We start from the raw sequence: 18,002 nt of genomic DNA, 5'->3' as shown, positions 1-18,002 counted from the left end.
CCCGGCGTTCATGCGGCGGCGTGCGTGCGTGTGTCTACAGTTCGCCCCGCGATGCCAGCACGGCAATCCTGTCCGCCGTGCGACAGGCGATCGCCTGAATGGTTAGCGACGGATTCACACCGCCTACGGTCGGAAACACCGAACCGTCGCAGATCCATAGGTTCGGAATATCCCAGCTGCGGCAATCCGCATTGACGACGCTCGTATGCGGATCATCGCCCATGCGGGCTGTGCCGTTCAGATGGCAGGTATCGTCGTGCTGGGCCCAGATCCGCGTCGCGCCGGCCGCTTCGAGCGCCCGCGTCATGAACGCGAGGCTGTGCGAGATCAGCCTCCGGTCGTTGTCGCAATAGCTCCAGCTCACCCGCGCGATCGGCAGTCCGTACTGATCCTTTTCATCGGCGAGCGTCACGCGGTTGCGTTCCTGCGGTAGCGTTTCGCCGACGATCTTGAGCCCGGCCTGATGGTTGTACATCTGCATTTCGTCGAGCAGCGGCTGGCCCCACAGGCCACGTCCCAGTTGTGTCTGCGCCCAGACCACTGGCAGTGGCCCCTGGCTCATATACGCGTAGCCGCCGAAGAAGTCCTTGCCCTTGTCCGTGTAGTTCCAGTGCTCAGTGATGGACAGCGAAGGCGGCCCCTTGTACCAGCGTACCTCGTCCTCCATTACGCCCCACACCGCCTGATTCGACTGCACCATCAGGTTCTTGCCGACGAGGCCAGAACGGTTGGCGAGTCCGTCCGGAAACTGCGCGTTGGCTGACATCAGCAACAGCCGTGGCGTTTCGATCGCATAGCCCGCGACGACCACATGACGCGCGCGCTGGAATTGCCACTGGCCTTCGCGCAGATACTCGACACCGGTTGCACGACCCGCGGGGTTCACGTCGATGCGTCCGACCATCGCGAGGTCGCGGATTTCGGCGCCCGCTTTGACGGCGCGCGGAATCCACGTGACGAGTGCGCTCTGCTTCGCGTTGGTCGCGCAGCCTGACACGCAGAAGCCGCGATAGACGCACGGATGCGCGTTGCCGCGCGGCGCCGATACGGTGGCGAGGGGCGTCGGGCTCCAGGCGATACCAAGTGCCTCCGCCCCTTTTGCGAGCACCAGCGCGGCTGCATTCATTTCATGCGCGCGATACGGATAGCGTGGCCGCTTCGGGCCCCACGGATAGCTGACCGGTCCGGCGATCTTCAACGCGTCTTCGACGTACGCGTAGTAGTGCCACATTTCCCGCCAGTCGAGAGGCCAGTCCGCACCGTAGCCGAGCAACGTGCGCGCCTTGAACCATTCGGGCCTGAAGCGCAGCGAGACCATCGCGAAGTGCACCGTGCTGCCGCCGACTGCCTTGCCGCTGTTGTTCGCGCCGAGCACGAGCGGATCGTCGCCGTCGACGATCCGCTCGTCGGTCCAGTACAGCTTCGACTGATGCGTTTCGTCCGAGGCGAACTCTTCGAGCGGCCGCCACCACGCACCCGCATCGAAGGCGACGACCTTGAAGCCCTGTTCGGCAAGCCGGCAGGCGAGCGTGCCGCCGCCCGCTCCCGTGCCGACAATCGCGAAGTCGACTTCCTCATGGCGCGGATACTCGCGCATCGGCAGCCAGCCGCCGCGCGTGAAGACGTCCGGGGCGCGGCCGTCCTTGCCGCGGGGATGGCGAAGGGCTTCATCGAGCACGCGTGGTCTCCTGCGATCCGGTTGCCTGCGAGGCCTCGACGGCTTCCCACGGGTCGCGACGGTTGAAGTACATGCGCACGTAACCACGCGGATTCGCCGGGCCGCCGAAGCCGATCTCGCTCCACGTCGATGGATGCGAATAGTAGGTCGTGCAGATGTCGTGCAGTACCCGCTCCCTGAAGAACAGGTCGCAACGCATTGCCTGCCACGCGTCGCGAGTCAGCGTTCCATGCTCCATCGCCTGAATGAGGCTGATGCGCGTACGCTCGTCGAGGTCCGCGAATCCGGCGCGATAGTGACGCAGACCTTCGTCCTCGAGCGCCGCGAGGCCGATGCGCCAGGCCTGCTGCAACGGTGGAAGCTGCGCGTTGCGATAGCCATCGCTTCGGCCTTTCGCGATCTTACGGTCCACCAGCGCGGCAAGCGGCACGCGCGGCCGGCTTGCCGGCTGCGGGACGATTGCATCGCACAGCGCATGCAGCGTGCACCATTCAGCGGGACTGCACCATGCGGGCGCGTCGGGAGTGCCGATGCGATCGTCGATGACGGTACGCGTCGCCTCGTCCCATGACGGCGTATCGCGTTTGTCGAGAACGTCGTAGTCCGGATAAGCAGGGACAAAATCGCCGTGGCTCATTTTTCCGTCTCCCTCATGCGCAATGCCGCGAGACCGGCCATCGCCAATGCAGTGAAGCCCGGCGGTGCTGGCAACGGCGGACCGGCGAGCACGTTTTGCGACCAGTTGCGCCAGCCGCCCTGGCTGCGCGCGACGCCGCGCGCGTGGAACAGGGCGCCGACCAAACCGAGTGTCGCCGTCATGCGCAACCATGTGCGCGTGAGCCAGCGCGGCTGCGGCGTGCACAGCGCAGCGTGCGTAAGCAGCACCGCCGCGACCGGCGGGACCGTTACCGGTACATACATCGCGCGATGCTGGAATGCCCCACGAAAATGAAGCAACGCGACCTCGGCGACGGTGCCCACGAGGCCGATGCTCGCCGCGAGCGCAAGCGCTTTCCCCGCAGGCATGCCGAACAGCTGGGGATCTTCGGCAGGCTCGTTGCGCAGCCGTTCGCCGACCGCGCCCAGCGCGCCGGACAACAACAGTGTCAGTGGTGCGCCCAGTGGCGCGCCGTAAAACAGGTTGTGCCAACTCCATCCACCCGGACGTTTGGTGACGTTGTACAGATGGAATGCGGTACCCGCCACGCCCGTCGATACCGCCGCGAGATAGACCGCATGCCGGACCGCATGGGAGGCCTCGGTTCTGTCCACGCCGCCATGCAGACCGGCGAGCAACGCGCAGGTCGCGGTGGCGAGCGGCGCATACATGGCGTTGTTGTCGAACGAGCCTCGATAGTGTTCGACCGCGCTATCGGCCAGTGCGGAAAAAGCGAGCAGTGCCGAACTGTGGTTGAAGCCACGCGCGGCCCTGATGTGTTCGTGCTCCGCTCCAGGTATCGCCGGTGACGCGAAGGGCGGCCGTGCCCGTGGCCATGCGCCTTCGCGGACCTCGCCACGCTTCCTCGTTGCCGCCAGCGCGGCGGCGCCGGAAGCCGCACACAGCGCGCCAAGCATATATAAGGTTGTCTGTTTCATCGTCAGCGGATCGGTTTATCAATCACTTTGTGGGCAAGCGGCCGATGGGGCACTGGGGCACTGGGCGTCGCGGGTCAACGTTTGCTCATGGCACGCCGGTCGCAAAGCGTTTCGCGTCCTCGTGCTTGAAGTCGAGGCCGCAGCCAGAGCGGGATAGATCCGGCGAGATGCTGCCTTGCATGACGCACGGTGCCCCGTCGAACAGCATCGACTCGATGCGCACGTGGTCGTGAAACCACTCCTGATGACGCAGGCCAGGCACCGCAGCGGCCACGTGCAGATGCAGCGCGGGGGCGCAATGCGCAGACAGCGGGATGTGAAAGGCGGACGCCAGTTGCGCGGCTGCGATGAATCCCGTGATGCCGCCGCAACGGCTCGCATCGGCCTGCAGCACGTCCACCGCACCTCGTTCGAGCATGCGTCTGAAATAGTCCGTGGTGTAGCCATACTCGCCCGCGGCGATATCCATGGCGGCAGGCGCACGGCTTCGGATCGCGGACAAGCCTGTCAGGTCGTCGGAGCTCACAGGCTCTTCGAACCATTGCACGCCTTCGCTCACGAACTCTTCGGCGAAGTGTTGGGCGGCCGTGATGTCGAACGCGCCGTTCGCATCAACGAAAAGACCGGCTTCGGGACCGATTGCGCTACGCGCGCATCGCACGCGCGACGGATCGCGCGCCGCGTCGCTGCCGATCTTGATCTTGACCCAGCGGCATCCGTCGTTCTGCACCCAGCCGCTCAACTGCTCAGTCATCTGCGCGTCGGTGTACGTGGTGAAGCCACCACTGCCGTACACCGGCACCCGTTCGCGCGACTGACCCAGCAGCTTGACGAGAGGAACGTCGAGGCGCTTCGCGTGCAGATCCCACAACGCGCAGTCCAGCGCAGAAATAGCAGTAGCCGCGATGCCTTCGCGACCCAGATTGCGTACGCGGCGCTGCATCTTTCGCCACAGATACGGGAGCGCGGACGCTTCTTCGCCGAGCAGCACCTCCGCCAGCGTGTTCCGGATCAGCATCGCCGCACAGGTGTCGCTGTAGGTGTATCCGAGGCCGCGGATTCCGCCCGCCTCGACCTCCGTCACCACGAGTGCCGTCGCGTTCCATTCGAAGGTGCCGTCCGCCTCTGGCGCGTCGGTCGGAATCGTATACGCGTGCGCCGTGATTTCCGTGATCGGAGCCGCGGCGAAACGATCGGAGTTCGAGTGGGGGGCTGCGTGGTTTTGCATGGTCGTCGCGCGTTGGATTGATCGCGAGGTTGATCTGTTATCCGCTTTGCTCTGCTAACGACTGCCGCAGCAAGCGCTATGCCTTACGGCGGCATTTCATCCGTGACGGGGCGCGACTCTTGCTGATTGCCTTGCATCGCAGGCCACTTCTTATGGCGGGAGACTCTCATGGCGACGACGGTAGGCGACTTTATTGTGGACAGGCTGCATCACTGGGGCGTGAAGCGGATGTTCGGCTATCCAGGGGACGGCATCAACGGCGTATTCGGCGCGTTGAACCGTGCGGAAGGCAAGATCGAATTCGTGCAGGCGCGGCACGAGGAAATGGCCGCCTTCATGGCGAGCGCGCATGCGAAGTTCACCGGCGAACTTGGCGTCTGCATCGCGACGTCCGGGCCTGGCGCGTCGCATCTGATCACGGGCCTGTATGACGCGAGGATGGACCACATGCCCGTGCTGGCGATCGTCGGCCAGCAGGCGAGGGCAGCGTTGGGGGCGCATTATCAGCAGGAACTCGATCTCGCGGCGATGTTCAAGGACGTGGCCGGCGCGTTCGTTCAGCAGGCCAGTGTGCCCGCGCAGGTGCGCCACCTCGTCGATCGCGCGATTCGCATTGCACTGTCCGAGCGGCGCGTGACGGCGCTGATCCTGCCGAACGATCTGCAGGACCTCGAATACGAGTCGCCCGCGCGCAAACACGGCACCGCCCATTCCGGCATCGGCTATTCGCGGCCGAAAATCGTCCCCATGCAGGAAGACCTGCAACGGGCGGCGGACGTGCTGAACGCGGGACACAAGGTCGCGATGCTGGTGGGCGCGGGCGCATTGCAGGCCACCGACGAAGTGATCGAAGTGGCGAACCGGCTCGGCGCGGGCGTCGCAAAAGCGCTGCTCGGCAAAGCCGCGCTGCCGGACGACCTGCCATGGGTGACGGGGTCCATCGGTCTGCTGGGGACGAAGCCCAGCTATGAAATGATGAACACGTGCGACACGTTGCTGATGGTCGGCTCAGGCTTTCCCTACTCCGAATTTCTGCCTAAGGAGGGCGACGCGCGAGGCGTGCAGATCGACATCAAGGCGGACATGCTGAGCCTGCGTTATCCGATGGAAGTCAATCTGGTCGGTGACAGCGCGCAGACGTTGCGGGCACTGCTGCCTTTGCTGAAGCAGAAGGACAGCAATGCCTGGCGAGGCCGCATCGAGCGCTGGACCTCGCGCTGGTGGGAGACGCTCGACGAGCGCGCGCATCAGCCAGCCAGCAACGGCGTGAATCCGCAGCGCGCTTTTACGGAACTGTCACCGCGTCTGCCCGATAACGTGATCCTCACGAGCGATTCCGGCTCGTGCGCCAACTGGTATGCGCGCGACCTGAAAATCCGCCGCGGGATGATGGCGTCGCTTTCGGGCGGCCTCGCGTCGATGGGCGCGGCAGTTCCGTATGCGATCGCCGCCAAGTTTGCCTATCCGGGCCGCCCCGTGATCGCGATGGTCGGCGACGGCGCCATGCAGATGAACAATATGGCCGAACTGATCACGGTGGCCAAATACTGGCAGCAGTGGGCCGATCCCCGCTGGATCTGCATGGTGCTGAATAACGAGGACCTGAACCAGGTGACGTGGGAGCAACGCGTGATGGAAGGCGACCCGAAGTTCAATGCTTCGCAGCAGCTCCCGAACGTGCCTTATCACCGGTTCGCGGAATTGGTGGGACTTACCGGGATCTATGTCGACAAGGCGGAGCAGTTGCAGGACGCGTGGGAGGCCGCGCTGGCCGCGCGGCGACCCGTCGTGCTCGAAGTGAAAACCGACCCGGAAGTCCCGCCGTTGCCGCCGCATGTGACGCTCGCCCAGGCGAGGGCGTTTGCGCGGACGTTGATGGAAGGCGATCCGAAGGAGGGCAGCGTGATAGCGAATACCGCGCGGCAGGTGCTGGGGGCGGTCATTCCCAACGGAAAAGGTTGAACGCGCGACGTGGCTCTGCGAGAAGAATTTTGTAAATATCACATTGTGAGTAAAACCTACAGCCGGGCGAGCGCTCACTGAAAGAGTGCTGTGTCGTGCTCGTGCAGACGGAGCGGTCCCCGGGGGCACAACGTGTCGGTCCCTGAGTCGCCGCCAGACGGGCATGTCGCTTCTGGTCAGCGTTGGCTTACCGTTGACAGAATGTTCCCGGACCCGTCGGCGAGCGCGCTCGTTTCTTGCTATGAGACTTCTTGCTACGCGAGGTCGGAAGAGTGGCTGGCCAACACGCAAGCAATGGAACTGGGAGCACGCCGATGCAATACAGGCCGGTTGTCCTGGATCGGGACCGGACAAATACACGCGATCGCGTCACGCTTGCTCGTTCCATTGCGCTGCCGATTGGTTTGAGCGTCGTCCACGCCGATTCGCAAGGTGCGCCGCTCAATTATTTCCTGCATGCGGCGGGTCCTGCCGCGGGGCCGACGATGCATCTCGGTTGGGCACTCGCCGCATTATCGATGGCCGTAATCGTGATCGTCGCCGTGCTGCTAGGCATTGCAATGACGCGACGCGGTCATTGCGAGCATGCCGCGAGCCTCGTGACAGGCGAAAAGGGCGCGTTGCGCTGGGTCTATACGGGCACCGCAATCTCGTCGATCTGCCTGATCGCGGCACTTGCGTACACGCTGGTTACGCTCGAATCCGTCGCGGCACCGCCCCATGCGCCCTCGGTGGTCCTGACTGTCACCGTGTATGACTGGTGGTGGAAGATCGAGTACGGCGACGCAGATGGGGGCCCGGCGTTCGTCACAGCCAACGAGATTCACATTCCGGTCGGCGAGCCGGTGAAGGTCGTGCTCAAGAGCGCCGACGTCATTCACGCGTTCTGGGTACCGCAACTCGCGGGCAAAACGCAGACGATTCCCGGGCAGATCAACGAACAATGGATTCAGGCGGACGCAGCCGGCGTATATCGGGGGCAATGCTCGCAGTTTTGCGGCGCGCAGCACGCGCATATGGCATTCGAGGTTATCGCGCAGGACCGCGCTGCTTTCGATGCATGGCGCGTCGCGCAAGCGAAGGCCGCCGCGCCGGAAGCCGCAGCAGAAGCCGGCTCAGACAGCACCGCCGTCACGCACGGCGCGCAAGTCTTTCAGTCGCATTGCGCAGGCTGCCACACGGTACGCGGTACCTCAGCCGACGGTACGCAGGCGCCCGATCTCACTCATCTCGATTCGCGACGGCTGATTGCAGCGGGAGCGTTGACGAACACGCCTGAGCATCAACTCGACTGGATTCGTCACGCGCAGCAGATCAAACCCGATTCGCTGATGCCAGACATCGTGCTGACGACGAACGAGACGGCGGCGCTAACCGCCTATCTCGCGACGCTGCATTGACTCCTCCGATCATGTGACATTCGTGCGACACACCTGCCGATGACCGACACCACGACACCTCCTTCTTCTCAGGCGCGGTTGCGATTGGATCGGCCCCTGGAGTGGGGCGAAGTCCCACGCGACAGCGCAGCCGAAAAGCAGTTGCGCGAGCTATGGGAAACGCCGCCCGGCTGGCGCGGCTGGCTCTCGACGGTCGATCACAAACGCATCGGTCTGCGCTATCTGGTCACGGCATTCATCTTCCTGATCGCGGGTGGCGTCGAGGCGTTGATCATGCGCGTGCAACTCGCACAACCGAACGCGACACTGCTGACACCCGAGCAGTACAACCAGCTGTTCACGATGCATGGCGTGACGATGATCTTCCTGTATGCGTTACCTGTGTTGTCGGGCTTCTCGAACTATCTCTGGCCGCTGATACTCGGCGCGCGGGACATGGCGTTCCCGCGTCTGAACGCATTCTCGTACTGGATCTTTCTGTTTGCCGCGATCTTTCTCTATGCCAGTTTTCCGCTCGGCGAAGCGCCGAACGCCGGCTGGTTCAACTATGTTCCGTTGTCGAGCCTTCAATACGACACCGGGCCGAATATCGACGTATACGCGCTCGGCATGGTCCTGCTCGGTATTTCGACGACCGTCGGCGCGGTCAACTTTGTCGTGACGTTGTTGCGCATGCGCGCACCCGGCATGTCGCTCGACCGCGTCCCGGTGCTCGTCTGGGGCACGATGACCGCGTCCTGCGGCAATCTCGTCGCGGTGCCGTCTGTGAGTCTCGCGTTTCTGATGCTGTGGATGGACCGTCGCCTCGGCACGCATTTCTTCGACGTGTTGAATGGCGGCCGCGCGTTGATGTGGCAACACCTGTTCTGGATCTTCGCGCATCCATGGGTTTATGTCGTCGTGTTGCCCGCAATGGGCATCGTTTCCGACGCACTTCCGGTGTTTTGCCGCAGGCCGTTGGTCGGCTATGGACCGGTTGCATTGTCGACCGTCGCGACGATGCTGATCGGCTTCGTCGTGTGGATCCATCACATGTTCGCGACAGGCTTGCCTGTGCTCGCGTTGTCGCTGTTCGGCGCCGCCAGCATGGCAATTTCCATCCCGAGCGCGATCGCGACGTTCGCGTGGATCGCGACCATGTGGTGCGGGCGGCCCGTATTCCGCGTGCCCTTCTATTACTTCGCGGGCTTCGTGCTGCTGTTCGTGATCGGCGGCGTGTCGGGCGTGATGACCGCTGCCGTGCCGTTCGACTGGCAACTGACCGACACGTATTTCGTCGTCGCGCATCTGCACTACGTGCTGCTTGGCATCAACGTGTTCCCGGTCATCGGCGGCGTGTACTTCTGGTTTCCAAAGTTCACGGGACGCATGATGAGCGAGCGGATCGGCAAACTCGCTTTCTGGGTGATGTTCACCGGTTTCAACGTGGCGTTCTTTCCGATGCACATTGCGGGACTGCTCGGCATGCCCCGCCGCATCTACACGTATGCGCCCGATATGGGCTGGAGCACGGTGAACCTGATTACGTCCGCGGGTTCGTTCGTGCTTGCCATAGGTATTCTGATCTTCCTCTGCGATCTGCTGTACAGCGCGCGGCATGGCGCCCCTGCGGGTTCCAACCCGTGGGACGCCGGCACGCTCGAATGGTCGACGACGTCACCGCCTCCTCCGTACAACTTCGCTGTTGTGCCAACCATTGCGAGCCGGCATCCGCTGTGGGAAGGGCGGGGCGAACCGGAGGAGCAGCATGAGGCGCGATCGTCGCTGCAGGAAGGCCTCATACTCGATCAGGGTAGGGAGGCCCTCGGAACGACGATCATGGAAGCGCAACCCGATGTGATCCTGAAGATGCCGGAAGACACCTGTACACCCTTTGTACTGAGCGTGTTCGCGACGCTGTTCTTCGCGGGTCTCGCGTTGCTCGAATGGTGGTTCGCGGCGTCGATGCTGGTCGGCTGTGCGGCGTCGATCATCGTCTGGCTATGGCCTGAGCGCAGCCTGATCCAGCGCGAACCGCAGCATGTGCAGGACGCCGGGAGCTGACATGAGCGACGCGTTGCGAGACGAGGCTTATCGCAGTCCGGCGCGCCTGCCGGTGGGCAGTGCAGGGCAGCGCTCGGGCGGCTGGTTCGGCTGTCTAGCGTTGATCGTCACGGAAGGCTCATTGTTTGGATATCTGATCTTTTCATATCTGTATCTGGCATCGCAAAGCGGCAACATGTGGCCGCCCGAAGGTTTGCCGAAGCTGGGACTCGGCGGAGCCAACACGGCGATCCTGTTGTCGAGCAGTGTTTTCGTCTGGTTATGCGAGCGCTGCGTGAAACGGCGGCGCATTCACTGGGCCGTGATAGCGATGAGCGTCGCACTGGTGCTCGGCGTGACCTTCGTCGGCATTCAACTCAAGGAGTGGCGCAATCATCCGTATGGCCCAACCGCGCATCTGTACGGATCGCTGTACTTTACGATAACGGGTTTTCACATGGCGCATGTGATCGTTGGTCTGGTAGTGCTGACGCTGCTGCTGCTGTGGACTGCACTCGGCTACTTCGACGAGAAACGCTGCCTCGCGCTGACGATTGGCGGACTGTACTGGCACTTCGTCGATCTTGTCTGGCTGTTCATTTTCACCACGCTCTATCTGTCGCCTTTTCTGTTGAGGGGACGAGCATGACCGGCGCTCCGTCACGGGCAGAGCGCAACGGCGGCGGCGACGGACATCGCACGGAAAATGCCGACCGCAACGAGGCGCCGCGCTTTCAAGTGTGGCGGCTGCTGATTGCCACGTTCGCGACGCCGCTTGCATGGTTTGCGCAAATGCTCATCGGAGAAGTGCTGGCCGCGCAGTCCTGCGCGCTTTCCGATGCGAATCAGCCGGTGACGCAACCGTGGTGGGTAACGACCGCACTGATCGCGCTGAGTACCGTTTGTTTCGTAGTCGGCGTCGCGGGGACGGTGGCCGCGTGGAGGACCGTTGCTTTTACGCGCGCGCAATTGCAGCAGCCGTTGCAGGGTCGACCGCGCCGGGTTGCCGAACTCGAAGCGTTTCTCGCGCGAATCGGCGTGCTGTGCAGTGCGATTTTCATGTTCGGACTGGTCGTCACCTCGATTTCGGTGGTGATGGTCACGCGTTGTGGCCCATGGTGACGGCAATGAACCAGCGAATGTTTTTCGCCATTGGCATCGCCGCCATTGCAGGTGTGATGTTCGTTGCGGCCGATGAAATCCCGCGCCGTGCGAATGCTGCCGCTAATGCGCAAACACCTGGTCTCCCTCCCGATAGCGAGCAGAGTGTGCTGATCGCCAAAGGCGAGTATCTCGCGAAAGCCGCCGATTGCGCCGGTTGCCATACGGCGCCGCCAGGCGGACCGTCGGGCAAGGAACCCTTGCACGCGTCAGCGCCATTCGCGGGCGGCCTTGCGATCAATTCACCGTTCGGCACGATCTGGTCGTCGAACATTACGCCCGATCCCGGTGCGGGCATCGGACACTACAGTTATGACGATTTCCAGCGGGCCGTGCGAGAGGGCGTGGCACCCGGCAACCGCCGGCTCTATCCGGCGATGCCTTATCCATCGTTCGCGAAGATCAGCGACGACGATATGCACGCGCTCTACGCGTATTTCATGCACGGCGTCGCGCCCGTTGCGCAAGTGCCGCCGCGTACGGCGTTGCCGTTTCCGTTCAATCAACGTTGGGCGCTGGGCCTATGGAGTCTGACGTTTGCGCCTGACCGCAGGTTCGTACCGGAACGACGTCGCGACGCGCAATGGAATCGCGGTGCTTATCTGGTGCAGTCGCTCGGGCACTGTGGAGCGTGTCATACGCCGCGTGGGCCCGCTTATGAGGAGCGCGGTTACAGCGAGAATTCGCGCCTGTACCTGACAGGCGGCGAGAACGATCACTGGTTCGCGCCGAATCTGAGCGGCGATAACGCGTCGGGCCTTGGCCGCTTTTCAGAGGACGAGATTGCCGCTTTCCTGAAGCGCGGACATGGCGGCGGACTGGTGACGTTCGGCAGCATGGTTCAGGTCGTCGAGGACAGCACCCAGTATCTGTCCGACGACGATTTGCAGGCAATAGCACACTATCTGAAGAGTTTGCCTGCGCGCGAGCCGTCCGGACACTACGATGATGGGCGCACCGCGACGCAGATGGTGCGCGCAATCGATGCGGGAGAAGTTGAACTGCCTGGCGCGGGGATCTATCGGGGATTCTGCGCCCGCTGCCACCACGCGGACGGATCCGGCGAAGCGCTCCGGTATCCGCGTCTCGCGGGCAATCCAGCGGTGTTGAGCGCGAACACCGACTCGCTCGTCAGGCTGCTGGTCGAGGGTGGCGAAGCACCGCATACGGAATCCGGCCCCCAGCCGAAGAAAATGCCCTCTTTCGCGGGCGATTTGACCGATGCCGAAATGGCGCACGTGCTGACCTTTGTACGCAACGCATGGGGCAACACAGCAGCGCCTGTTACGACACGCGATGTGGCTAGTGTCAGGCGATCACTGGGCAAATAGAAGCGGGAAGTACGAATTTCCCGTTCGGATTTTCGCGGGTCTGGAGCTTGCTCGATCATGGACCAAGGAACTATACGGCGACGGACAGGGGAGAAGCGGCGATCAAATCGCAACATACCCTTGACCAAACTTATCAGCGGAGGAAGAAAGTGGACCTGCAAAACAGGACTGCGCTCGTCACGGGCGCGGGCTCCGGCATTGGCAAGGCGAGCGCGTTGCATCTCGCGGCTGCGGGCGCCAAGGTGATCGTGCACGCGCACAAAGACGACGAAACGAAGGCGACCGTCGACGAGATCGTTCAGCGTGGTGGTGCGGCGTTCGGCTTTACTGCCGACATACGCGACGAGCTCGGCTTCGGACAGGAACTCGATCGCGCGTTTTCTCAGACGGGTTCACTCGACATTGTCGTCGCGAACGCGGGGATCAATGGCGTCTGGGCGCCGATCGACGAACTGAAGCCGGCCGAGTGGGACAACACGATCAACACGAACCTGCGTGGCGCCTATCTGACGCTGCATCTAACCGTGCCGCATCTGAAGCGTGCGGGCGGCGGCTCGATCGTCATCATTTCGTCGATCAACGGCACGCGAATGTTCAGCCATGGCGGTGCTTCCGCTTATTCGACGACCAAGGCGGGACTGCTGGCGCTCGGCCAGATGACTGCGCTCGAACTCGCGAAGCACCGGATTCGTGTGAACATAATCTGCCCCGGCAAGATCGACACCGAAATCGACGCGAACACGCAAGCGCGATCGAACGATGAGGCGTCGGAGCCGGCCAATTATCCGCAAGGAAAGATCCCGCTCACTGACGGCAAGGCTGGTAGCGGCGACGATATCGCCGAGATGGTGGTGTTCCTCGCGTCCGATCGTGCGCGGTTTATTACCGGCACGCCGGTTTGGATCGATGGTGGGCAGTCGTTGCTGGTCGGATAGCGGGGATTTGACGCGATGGCGTTTTCGGCGTGAAAAACCATCGGCACCGCGATATGCGGAGCGCTGTCGAGGCGGCTGTCGTTGCACCTGACTCGCGGACTACAGAATGGCAACTGCCGTGCTTCAGTTTCTTCGGTTTCAAAACTGTCCTCTATGCTGCCCCTCATCGGGAGCAAGGGTTAGGTCGACTGACGCCTGACGCGGCGCCGACCTTCCTGGAACCCGCTGCGATCTGGAACTCCGTTCGGGCATAATCGGGTAATACAACGACAACGCGCGGCATGCAGGGCGGTCGCTACTGCAGATTATCAAGGCGCCGCACCTGCTGCCGCGCGGTCGCATGGAATGCCCAACCGAGTTGCGGACAGGCGCTGCCGGCTTGCCGGAGCGCACTACGTTCGACGGCAACGTCAATCGAGGGGTCTGATGGACGGCGAGCAGAACCAGAACATCGATTCATCGTGGATGCAGTCCCTGATTGCGAGGGTTTCGGAGTACGCGATCTTCAGGCTCACGGGGCAAGGGAAAATCGCCAGTTGGAACCCGGGCGCGAGGCGCATCAAGGGCTACGAAGCAGATGAAGTCATCGGGCGGCACTTCTCCCTGTTTTACACGGAGGATGACCGGCGCAAGGGCGTCCCGGAGGCGGCACTACGCGCCGCGCGCGAGCATGGGCAATACGACACGGAAGGCTGGCGCGTGCGCAAGGACGGCACATGCTTCTGGGCCAGCGTGCTCATTACCGCTCTTTGTGGCGCAGACGGCACCTGCACCGGCTTCGGGAAGATCGTACGCGACACGACTGACAAACGTCTCGCCTATGAAGCGATGACCGAAAGCGAGCGGCGGTTCAGGCTGCTGGTACAGGGCGTGACTGATTACTCCATCTTTATGTTGTCGCCCGAAGGGCACGTGACCAACTGGAACCTCGGGGCAGCACGTATCAAGGGCTATGAAGCGACCGAAATTATCGGAAGGCATTCCGGCGGTTCTATACGCCTGAGGATGCGGCAGAGGGACTGCCGGAGCGCAACCTGAATACGGCCGCCATGGAGGGGCGTTTCGAAACCGAGGGATGGCGGGTCAGGAAAGACGGCAGCCGGTTTTGGGCCAATGTCGTCATCGACGCAATCCGCGACGAACAGGGAGAACTGATCGGCTTCGCCAAGATCACCCGCGACGTGACGGAACGCAAGACCGCTCATGAAGAGCTCGAAAAGGCGCGCGCGGCGCTCCTTCAATCGCAGAAGATGGAAGCGCTCGGCAAACTGACCGGCGGGGTGGCGCACGATTTCAACAATGTACTGCAGGTTTTACGAGGTAACCTCGAACTGCTCGAAGGACGGCACGGTCGAGATGTCTGGACCAGAGAGCGTCTGAACAAGGCGATCGAAGCAGTCGAGCATGGGGCAAACCTCGCATCGCAGTTGCTAGCGTTTGGCCGCCGCCAGGCGTTGCAGCCGATCGTGGTGAACCTGGCCGTCATGCTGCGCAGCATGGACGACCTGCTCAGGCGGGCGTTGGGCGAAATCGTCAACGTGGAAACGGTCATTGCTGGTGGCCTATGGAACACGCTGGTTGACCCGAATCACCTCGAGAATGTCGTCCTGAACCTTGCCATCAACGCTCGCGACGCCATGCCGGAAGGCGGCAAACTGACGCTCGAGTTATCGAATGCAATGCTCGACGATCACTACAGTGCGCTCGCCGCGGATGTTCTCGAGGGGCAATACGTACTTCTGGCGATCACCGACACCGGGACGGGTATGCCTGCCGAGGTGCTTGAGCGCGCTTTTGAACCGTTCTTTACGACCAAGCCAGAAGGGCAAGGCACCGGGCTGGGGCTGAGCATGGCGTATGGCTTTATCAAGCAGAGCGGCGGTCACATCAGGATTTACAGCGAGCCTGGACACGGAACGACCGTGAAGATCTATCTGCCTCGTTCGATGGAGAGCGCTGCCGAATTCGAGCCCGTGCAGCCCGTCGCCCTCACGGGCGGGTCCGAAACCATTCTCGTCGTCGAGGACGACCGGCGCGTACAGGCAACGGTCGTCGAAACGCTCAGGCAGTTGGGCTATACGGTGCTGAAAGCCGAAGATGCACAAAGCGCACTTGCGATCGTGCGAAGCGGGGTGCATCTCGATCTGATGTTCACGGACGTCGTGATGCCCGGACCGATGCGCAGCACGGAACTCGCGAAAATCGTGACCCGGATGCTGCCACACATGAAAGTTCTTTTTACGTCGGGCTATACGCAGAATGCGATCGTACATGGTGGCCGGCTGGATCCGGGCGTTCACCTGCTGAGCAAGCCTTACAGCCGGGAGCAGTTGGCCTCGAAGATCCGCCGGTTGCTTGGGCCGGCTCGCACGAAGGACGCGGACACTTCGACGGGAGGACAACCGGTTGGTCGTGCGCCGTTGGGAGCGACTCAGGCGCCAGCAAGTCTCTCGATTCTTATCGTGGACGATGACGGCGCCTCGCGGGAGGCGGTCAGCGAACTTCTGGTCTGCATGGGCTATGACGTGCAACAGGCCGCCAACGCAGAAGAGGCGATGCCGATGCTGTCGACAAAAAGACCGGATGTGCTACTCACGGACATTCTGCTTCCGGGACAGTCGGGCGTTGAACTGGCAAGAGTTGCGCTCGAGTTACATCCGGGAATCAGAATCGTGTTCGCGTCGGGCAGTGAAGCTCCGGCTCCTGAAGAGATCGGATTCGAATGTACGTCAATCCGCAAGCCATTCAGTGCAGAACGATTGCATGCGCTTATCGCGTTGATGCACGGACAGGCCAAAATGAATAGACAATAGTGAGGGCGAAGCCAGGCCCGCTGCAAACCCTTGGCGATTGTCCTGTCCATTTTTTTTGATGGCGTCCGCTGTGCAACCGACAGTGACCCCTGACGCGCGATCAACCCGATGACTGCAATGGCCGAAATTTGCCTGTAGGTCCCCGGGCGGCATTCAGTTGATCACCAGCCGTCCGAGCGGAAGGTATCATTGGATCGCCAAAAGGCAACGGCTGGTCGGGTCGGGTGCGAATCCCGGTCAATTCCGCCCAAGGCGGGCATTGAGGTCGCGTACCACAAACGAACTCCCATCATCCCTGTGGGAGACTATGACGAAAACCGAACAATCATCAGAACGGTTTCAAGTTCATCTTTGAGTTCTCGACCGTTACAACTAAAGCGGGTCCACCTGAAGGGGCGAGGAAGCCGTCCAGACGACTGTTGACGAGTGGCCGGCATACTCAGAAAGGCGACGGTTGCGTCAGCATGTTTCCGTTTTCCTTCGCAGTAAATCGCTGTCCTGAATCAGCGCAGCAAGCTGGCGGCCGAGCGAAGTTTTTTTTGCGCTCCTTTTCCAACGCCTTAAGAGCCTGTCTTGCGGCACTGTCACTGGCGAACAGTGCCCGATTGTCATTGAGCAGTTCCTGACTCGCCACCACGTCGTTCAGCGCGCCAAAACGTTTCTGGATCTTCTTCAACGCTTTCACCGATTTCAGTTGCTTGTGACCAAGCATTGGTTCAAAGAAATCGAGCAGGTAGCGCACTTTCTTGCCCGCTTTCCGGACTTCGTGATAAGCCTCGTAATCGGAACCAGTGCTGCGGGAAGCCGCGCGCATGCGTTTGTGCAATGTCCTTTCCGCTGATTGGAGCCGCTTTTGTGCAAATTTCTTCAATGGCATATGCCGGTGTGCATGGCTCAATGCGACGTCGGAGCTTTTCAAGGCATCATCCAGCTTCGCGCTGATTTCGGCGTGGCACAACGTTGCCCGACTTCTGTCGGAGGCCGCCGCCCGCGCAGCACGCAGGTGATCGAGAGGAATATTTTTCTCGGCTGAGACCTTGCCCAACAAATCGATAAGGATATCCCAGTCGCGCGTCTGGCCGGCCGCTGCAGCGAGGTCTTTGAAAAGCGCTCGTTGCCGGTCGTCGACTTCCTTATCAAGCAAAGGACGATACGCCCAAAGAAGTGACCTCAGACGCCGAAGTGCGACCCGAAGTTTGTGCAGCACCTCTGCGTCGGGATGCGTCTGCAGGGTGGCTGCATGGGAGACAGCCTGATTGATCAAAGGCGTGGCAAATACGGCGAAATGCGCTTCGGCGGTATCGGGCAATTCGCTGTTCGCATAGGGGCACATCGCATGTCACCTCCGCTGTAACTCCAACGACGCAGCAAGCGCGATTCCCGCGCACCGGTAGATGGGAATTGCGATGGCGGAGACAGATCTCTGCGCCGTCAGGTGAGGCGTCGCGACTGCCGAGAAGTATCTAAAAAATGCTCTCGTGAAACCGCCCCTCGTCACGACTTTGGAACGCTTTCGTTCGGACCGTTCGGACGCTGGCCCACCCTTAGCCCTCTATTCCATCGGAAGTGCGCTCGATGATCGAGCGCTCCATGCTGAGGACGGCGCCGCTCGGGGTGAGTTCGTCTGCGTTACGCTGATGGAGCGGATCTTCGGCCAAGGCTTTGCGGTATTGCTCATAGGACGCAAGCGTCAGGAAATCGATCAGGCCATAAGCGATATTGGTTGGCCCGGCGAAATCGGTCGGCAGCCAGTATCCAATGATCTTGCCGCCGGCATTGCGGATTGCCTGAAGCTCATGCTCGACGTAATGGCGAAAATGCTTCAACCTGTTCGGATCGAGCGTATAGCGGATGCATAACGTGTACACGTTTGGCC

13 protein-coding genes and 1 pseudogene are annotated in these 18,002 nt (G+C 61.9%); 8 read left to right on the top strand and 6 right to left on the bottom strand.

What is annotated here, in order from left to right:
- Window positions 1–34 precede the first annotated feature (34 nt).
- From L0U84_RS43720 to L0U84_RS43705, 4 genes are all read right to left on the bottom strand, one after another.
- On the bottom strand, window positions 35–1,678 hold the full coding sequence (locus tag L0U84_RS43720; RefSeq protein WP_233860366.1) for a GMC family oxidoreductase: 1,644 nt from the start codon (window positions 1,676–1,678) through the stop codon (window positions 35–37).
- Window positions 1,668–2,315 carry a gluconate 2-dehydrogenase subunit 3 family protein gene (locus L0U84_RS43715; RefSeq protein ID WP_233860365.1) on the bottom strand — a complete coding sequence of 216 codons (648 nt, stop codon included), beginning with the start codon at window positions 2,313–2,315 and terminating at the stop codon, window positions 1,668–1,670. Before L0U84_RS43715 ends, L0U84_RS43720 begins: the two co-directional genes overlap by 11 nt.
- Window positions 2,312–3,274 (bottom strand): hypothetical protein, encoded by a 963-nt coding sequence (locus L0U84_RS43710; RefSeq protein WP_233860364.1) that lies wholly within the window; start codon window positions 3,272–3,274, stop codon window positions 2,312–2,314. The genes L0U84_RS43715 and L0U84_RS43710 overlap by 4 nt, the downstream gene beginning before the upstream one ends.
- Window positions 3,275–3,359: 85 nt before the next feature.
- Complete coding sequence (locus tag L0U84_RS43705) at window positions 3,360–4,502, bottom strand: enolase C-terminal domain-like protein (protein WP_233860363.1); 1,143 nt, start codon at window positions 4,500–4,502, stop codon at window positions 3,360–3,362.
- Window positions 4,503–4,670: 168 nt separating this feature from the next.
- Here L0U84_RS43705 and L0U84_RS43700 point away from each other — a divergent pair, with 168 nt between their 5' ends.
- From L0U84_RS43700 to L0U84_RS43665, 8 genes and pseudogenes are all read left to right on the top strand, one after another.
- Complete coding sequence (locus L0U84_RS43700) at window positions 4,671–6,464, top strand: thiamine pyrophosphate-requiring protein (RefSeq protein ID WP_233860362.1); 1,794 nt, start codon at window positions 4,671–4,673, stop codon at window positions 6,462–6,464.
- A 404-nt stretch (window positions 6,465–6,868) separates the two neighbouring features.
- Window positions 6,869–7,864: a cytochrome c oxidase subunit II gene (gene coxB / locus L0U84_RS43695; RefSeq protein WP_326491261.1), complete on the top strand. Its 996-nt coding sequence runs from the start codon at window positions 6,869–6,871 to the stop codon at window positions 7,862–7,864.
- 39 nt (window positions 7,865–7,903) lie between these two features.
- Entirely contained in the window at window positions 7,904–9,907 is a 2,004-nt protein-coding gene (ctaD, locus tag L0U84_RS43690) for a cytochrome c oxidase subunit I (protein WP_233860359.1), read from the top strand.
- A gap of 1 nt (window position 9,908) precedes the next feature.
- The gene (locus L0U84_RS43685) at window positions 9,909–10,535 is read left to right on the top strand and encodes a cytochrome c oxidase subunit 3 (protein ID WP_233860357.1); all 627 of its coding nucleotides are present in this window, start codon (window positions 9,909–9,911) and stop codon (window positions 10,533–10,535) included.
- Window positions 10,532–11,008, top strand: coding sequence for a hypothetical protein (locus L0U84_RS43680; RefSeq protein ID WP_233860356.1), 477 nt, complete (start codon window positions 10,532–10,534; stop codon window positions 11,006–11,008). The genes L0U84_RS43685 and L0U84_RS43680 overlap by 4 nt, the downstream gene beginning before the upstream one ends.
- Window positions 11,009–11,013: 5 nt before the next feature.
- A complete protein-coding gene (locus tag L0U84_RS43675; protein ID WP_233860355.1) occupies window positions 11,014–12,378 on the top strand; it encodes a c-type cytochrome in 1,365 nt (454 codons plus the stop codon).
- A gap of 149 nt (window positions 12,379–12,527) precedes the next feature.
- Window positions 12,528–13,313, top strand: coding sequence for an SDR family oxidoreductase (locus L0U84_RS43670; RefSeq protein ID WP_233860354.1), 786 nt, complete (start codon window positions 12,528–12,530; stop codon window positions 13,311–13,313).
- A 465-nt stretch (window positions 13,314–13,778) separates the two neighbouring features.
- Window positions 13,779–16,126, top strand: a pseudogene (locus L0U84_RS43665) (PAS domain S-box protein).
- 439 nt (window positions 16,127–16,565) lie between these two features.
- On the opposite strand, the gene L0U84_RS43660 reads toward L0U84_RS43665, so the two are convergent.
- Window positions 16,566–17,459, bottom strand: coding sequence for a CHAD domain-containing protein (locus tag L0U84_RS43660; protein WP_233860353.1), 894 nt, complete (start codon window positions 17,457–17,459; stop codon window positions 16,566–16,568).
- A gap of 211 nt (window positions 17,460–17,670) precedes the next feature.
- Window positions 17,671–17,994 carry an NIPSNAP family protein gene (locus L0U84_RS43655; RefSeq protein ID WP_233860352.1) on the bottom strand — a complete coding sequence of 108 codons (324 nt, stop codon included), beginning with the start codon at window positions 17,992–17,994 and terminating at the stop codon, window positions 17,671–17,673.
- Between the last annotated feature and the right edge of the window lie 8 nt (window positions 17,995–18,002).

Source organism: Paraburkholderia sp. HD33-4 (genome assembly GCF_021390635.1).
GTDB lineage: Bacteria > Pseudomonadota > Gammaproteobacteria > Burkholderiales > Burkholderiaceae > Paraburkholderia.
Note: the sequence above shows the minus strand (reverse complement) of the source record. Positions and strands in the feature narration are given on the sequence as shown.

Bases quoted from the DNA above. Each gene is read 5' to 3' on its own strand.
- L0U84_RS43700 (WP_233860362.1), top strand. From the start codon at position 4,671: ATGGCGACGACGGTAGGCGACTTTATTGTGGACAGGCTGCATCACTGG.
- L0U84_RS43705 (WP_233860363.1), bottom strand. From the start codon at position 4,502: ATGCAAAACCACGCAGCCCCCCACTCGAACTCCGATCGTTTCGCCGCG.
- L0U84_RS43680 (WP_233860356.1), top strand. From the start codon at position 10,532: ATGACCGGCGCTCCGTCACGGGCAGAGCGCAACGGCGGCGGCGACGGA.
- L0U84_RS43685 (WP_233860357.1), top strand. From the start codon at position 9,909: ATGAGCGACGCGTTGCGAGACGAGGCTTATCGCAGTCCGGCGCGCCTG.
- L0U84_RS43675 (WP_233860355.1), top strand. From the start codon at position 11,014: ATGAACCAGCGAATGTTTTTCGCCATTGGCATCGCCGCCATTGCAGGT.
- ctaD (WP_233860359.1), top strand. From the start codon at position 7,904: ATGACCGACACCACGACACCTCCTTCTTCTCAGGCGCGGTTGCGATTG.
- L0U84_RS43715 (WP_233860365.1), bottom strand. From the start codon at position 2,315: ATGAGCCACGGCGATTTTGTCCCTGCTTATCCGGACTACGACGTTCTC.
- L0U84_RS43710 (WP_233860364.1), bottom strand. From the start codon at position 3,274: ATGAAACAGACAACCTTATATATGCTTGGCGCGCTGTGTGCGGCTTCC.
- L0U84_RS43660 (WP_233860353.1), bottom strand. From the start codon at position 17,459: ATGTGCCCCTATGCGAACAGCGAATTGCCCGATACCGCCGAAGCGCAT.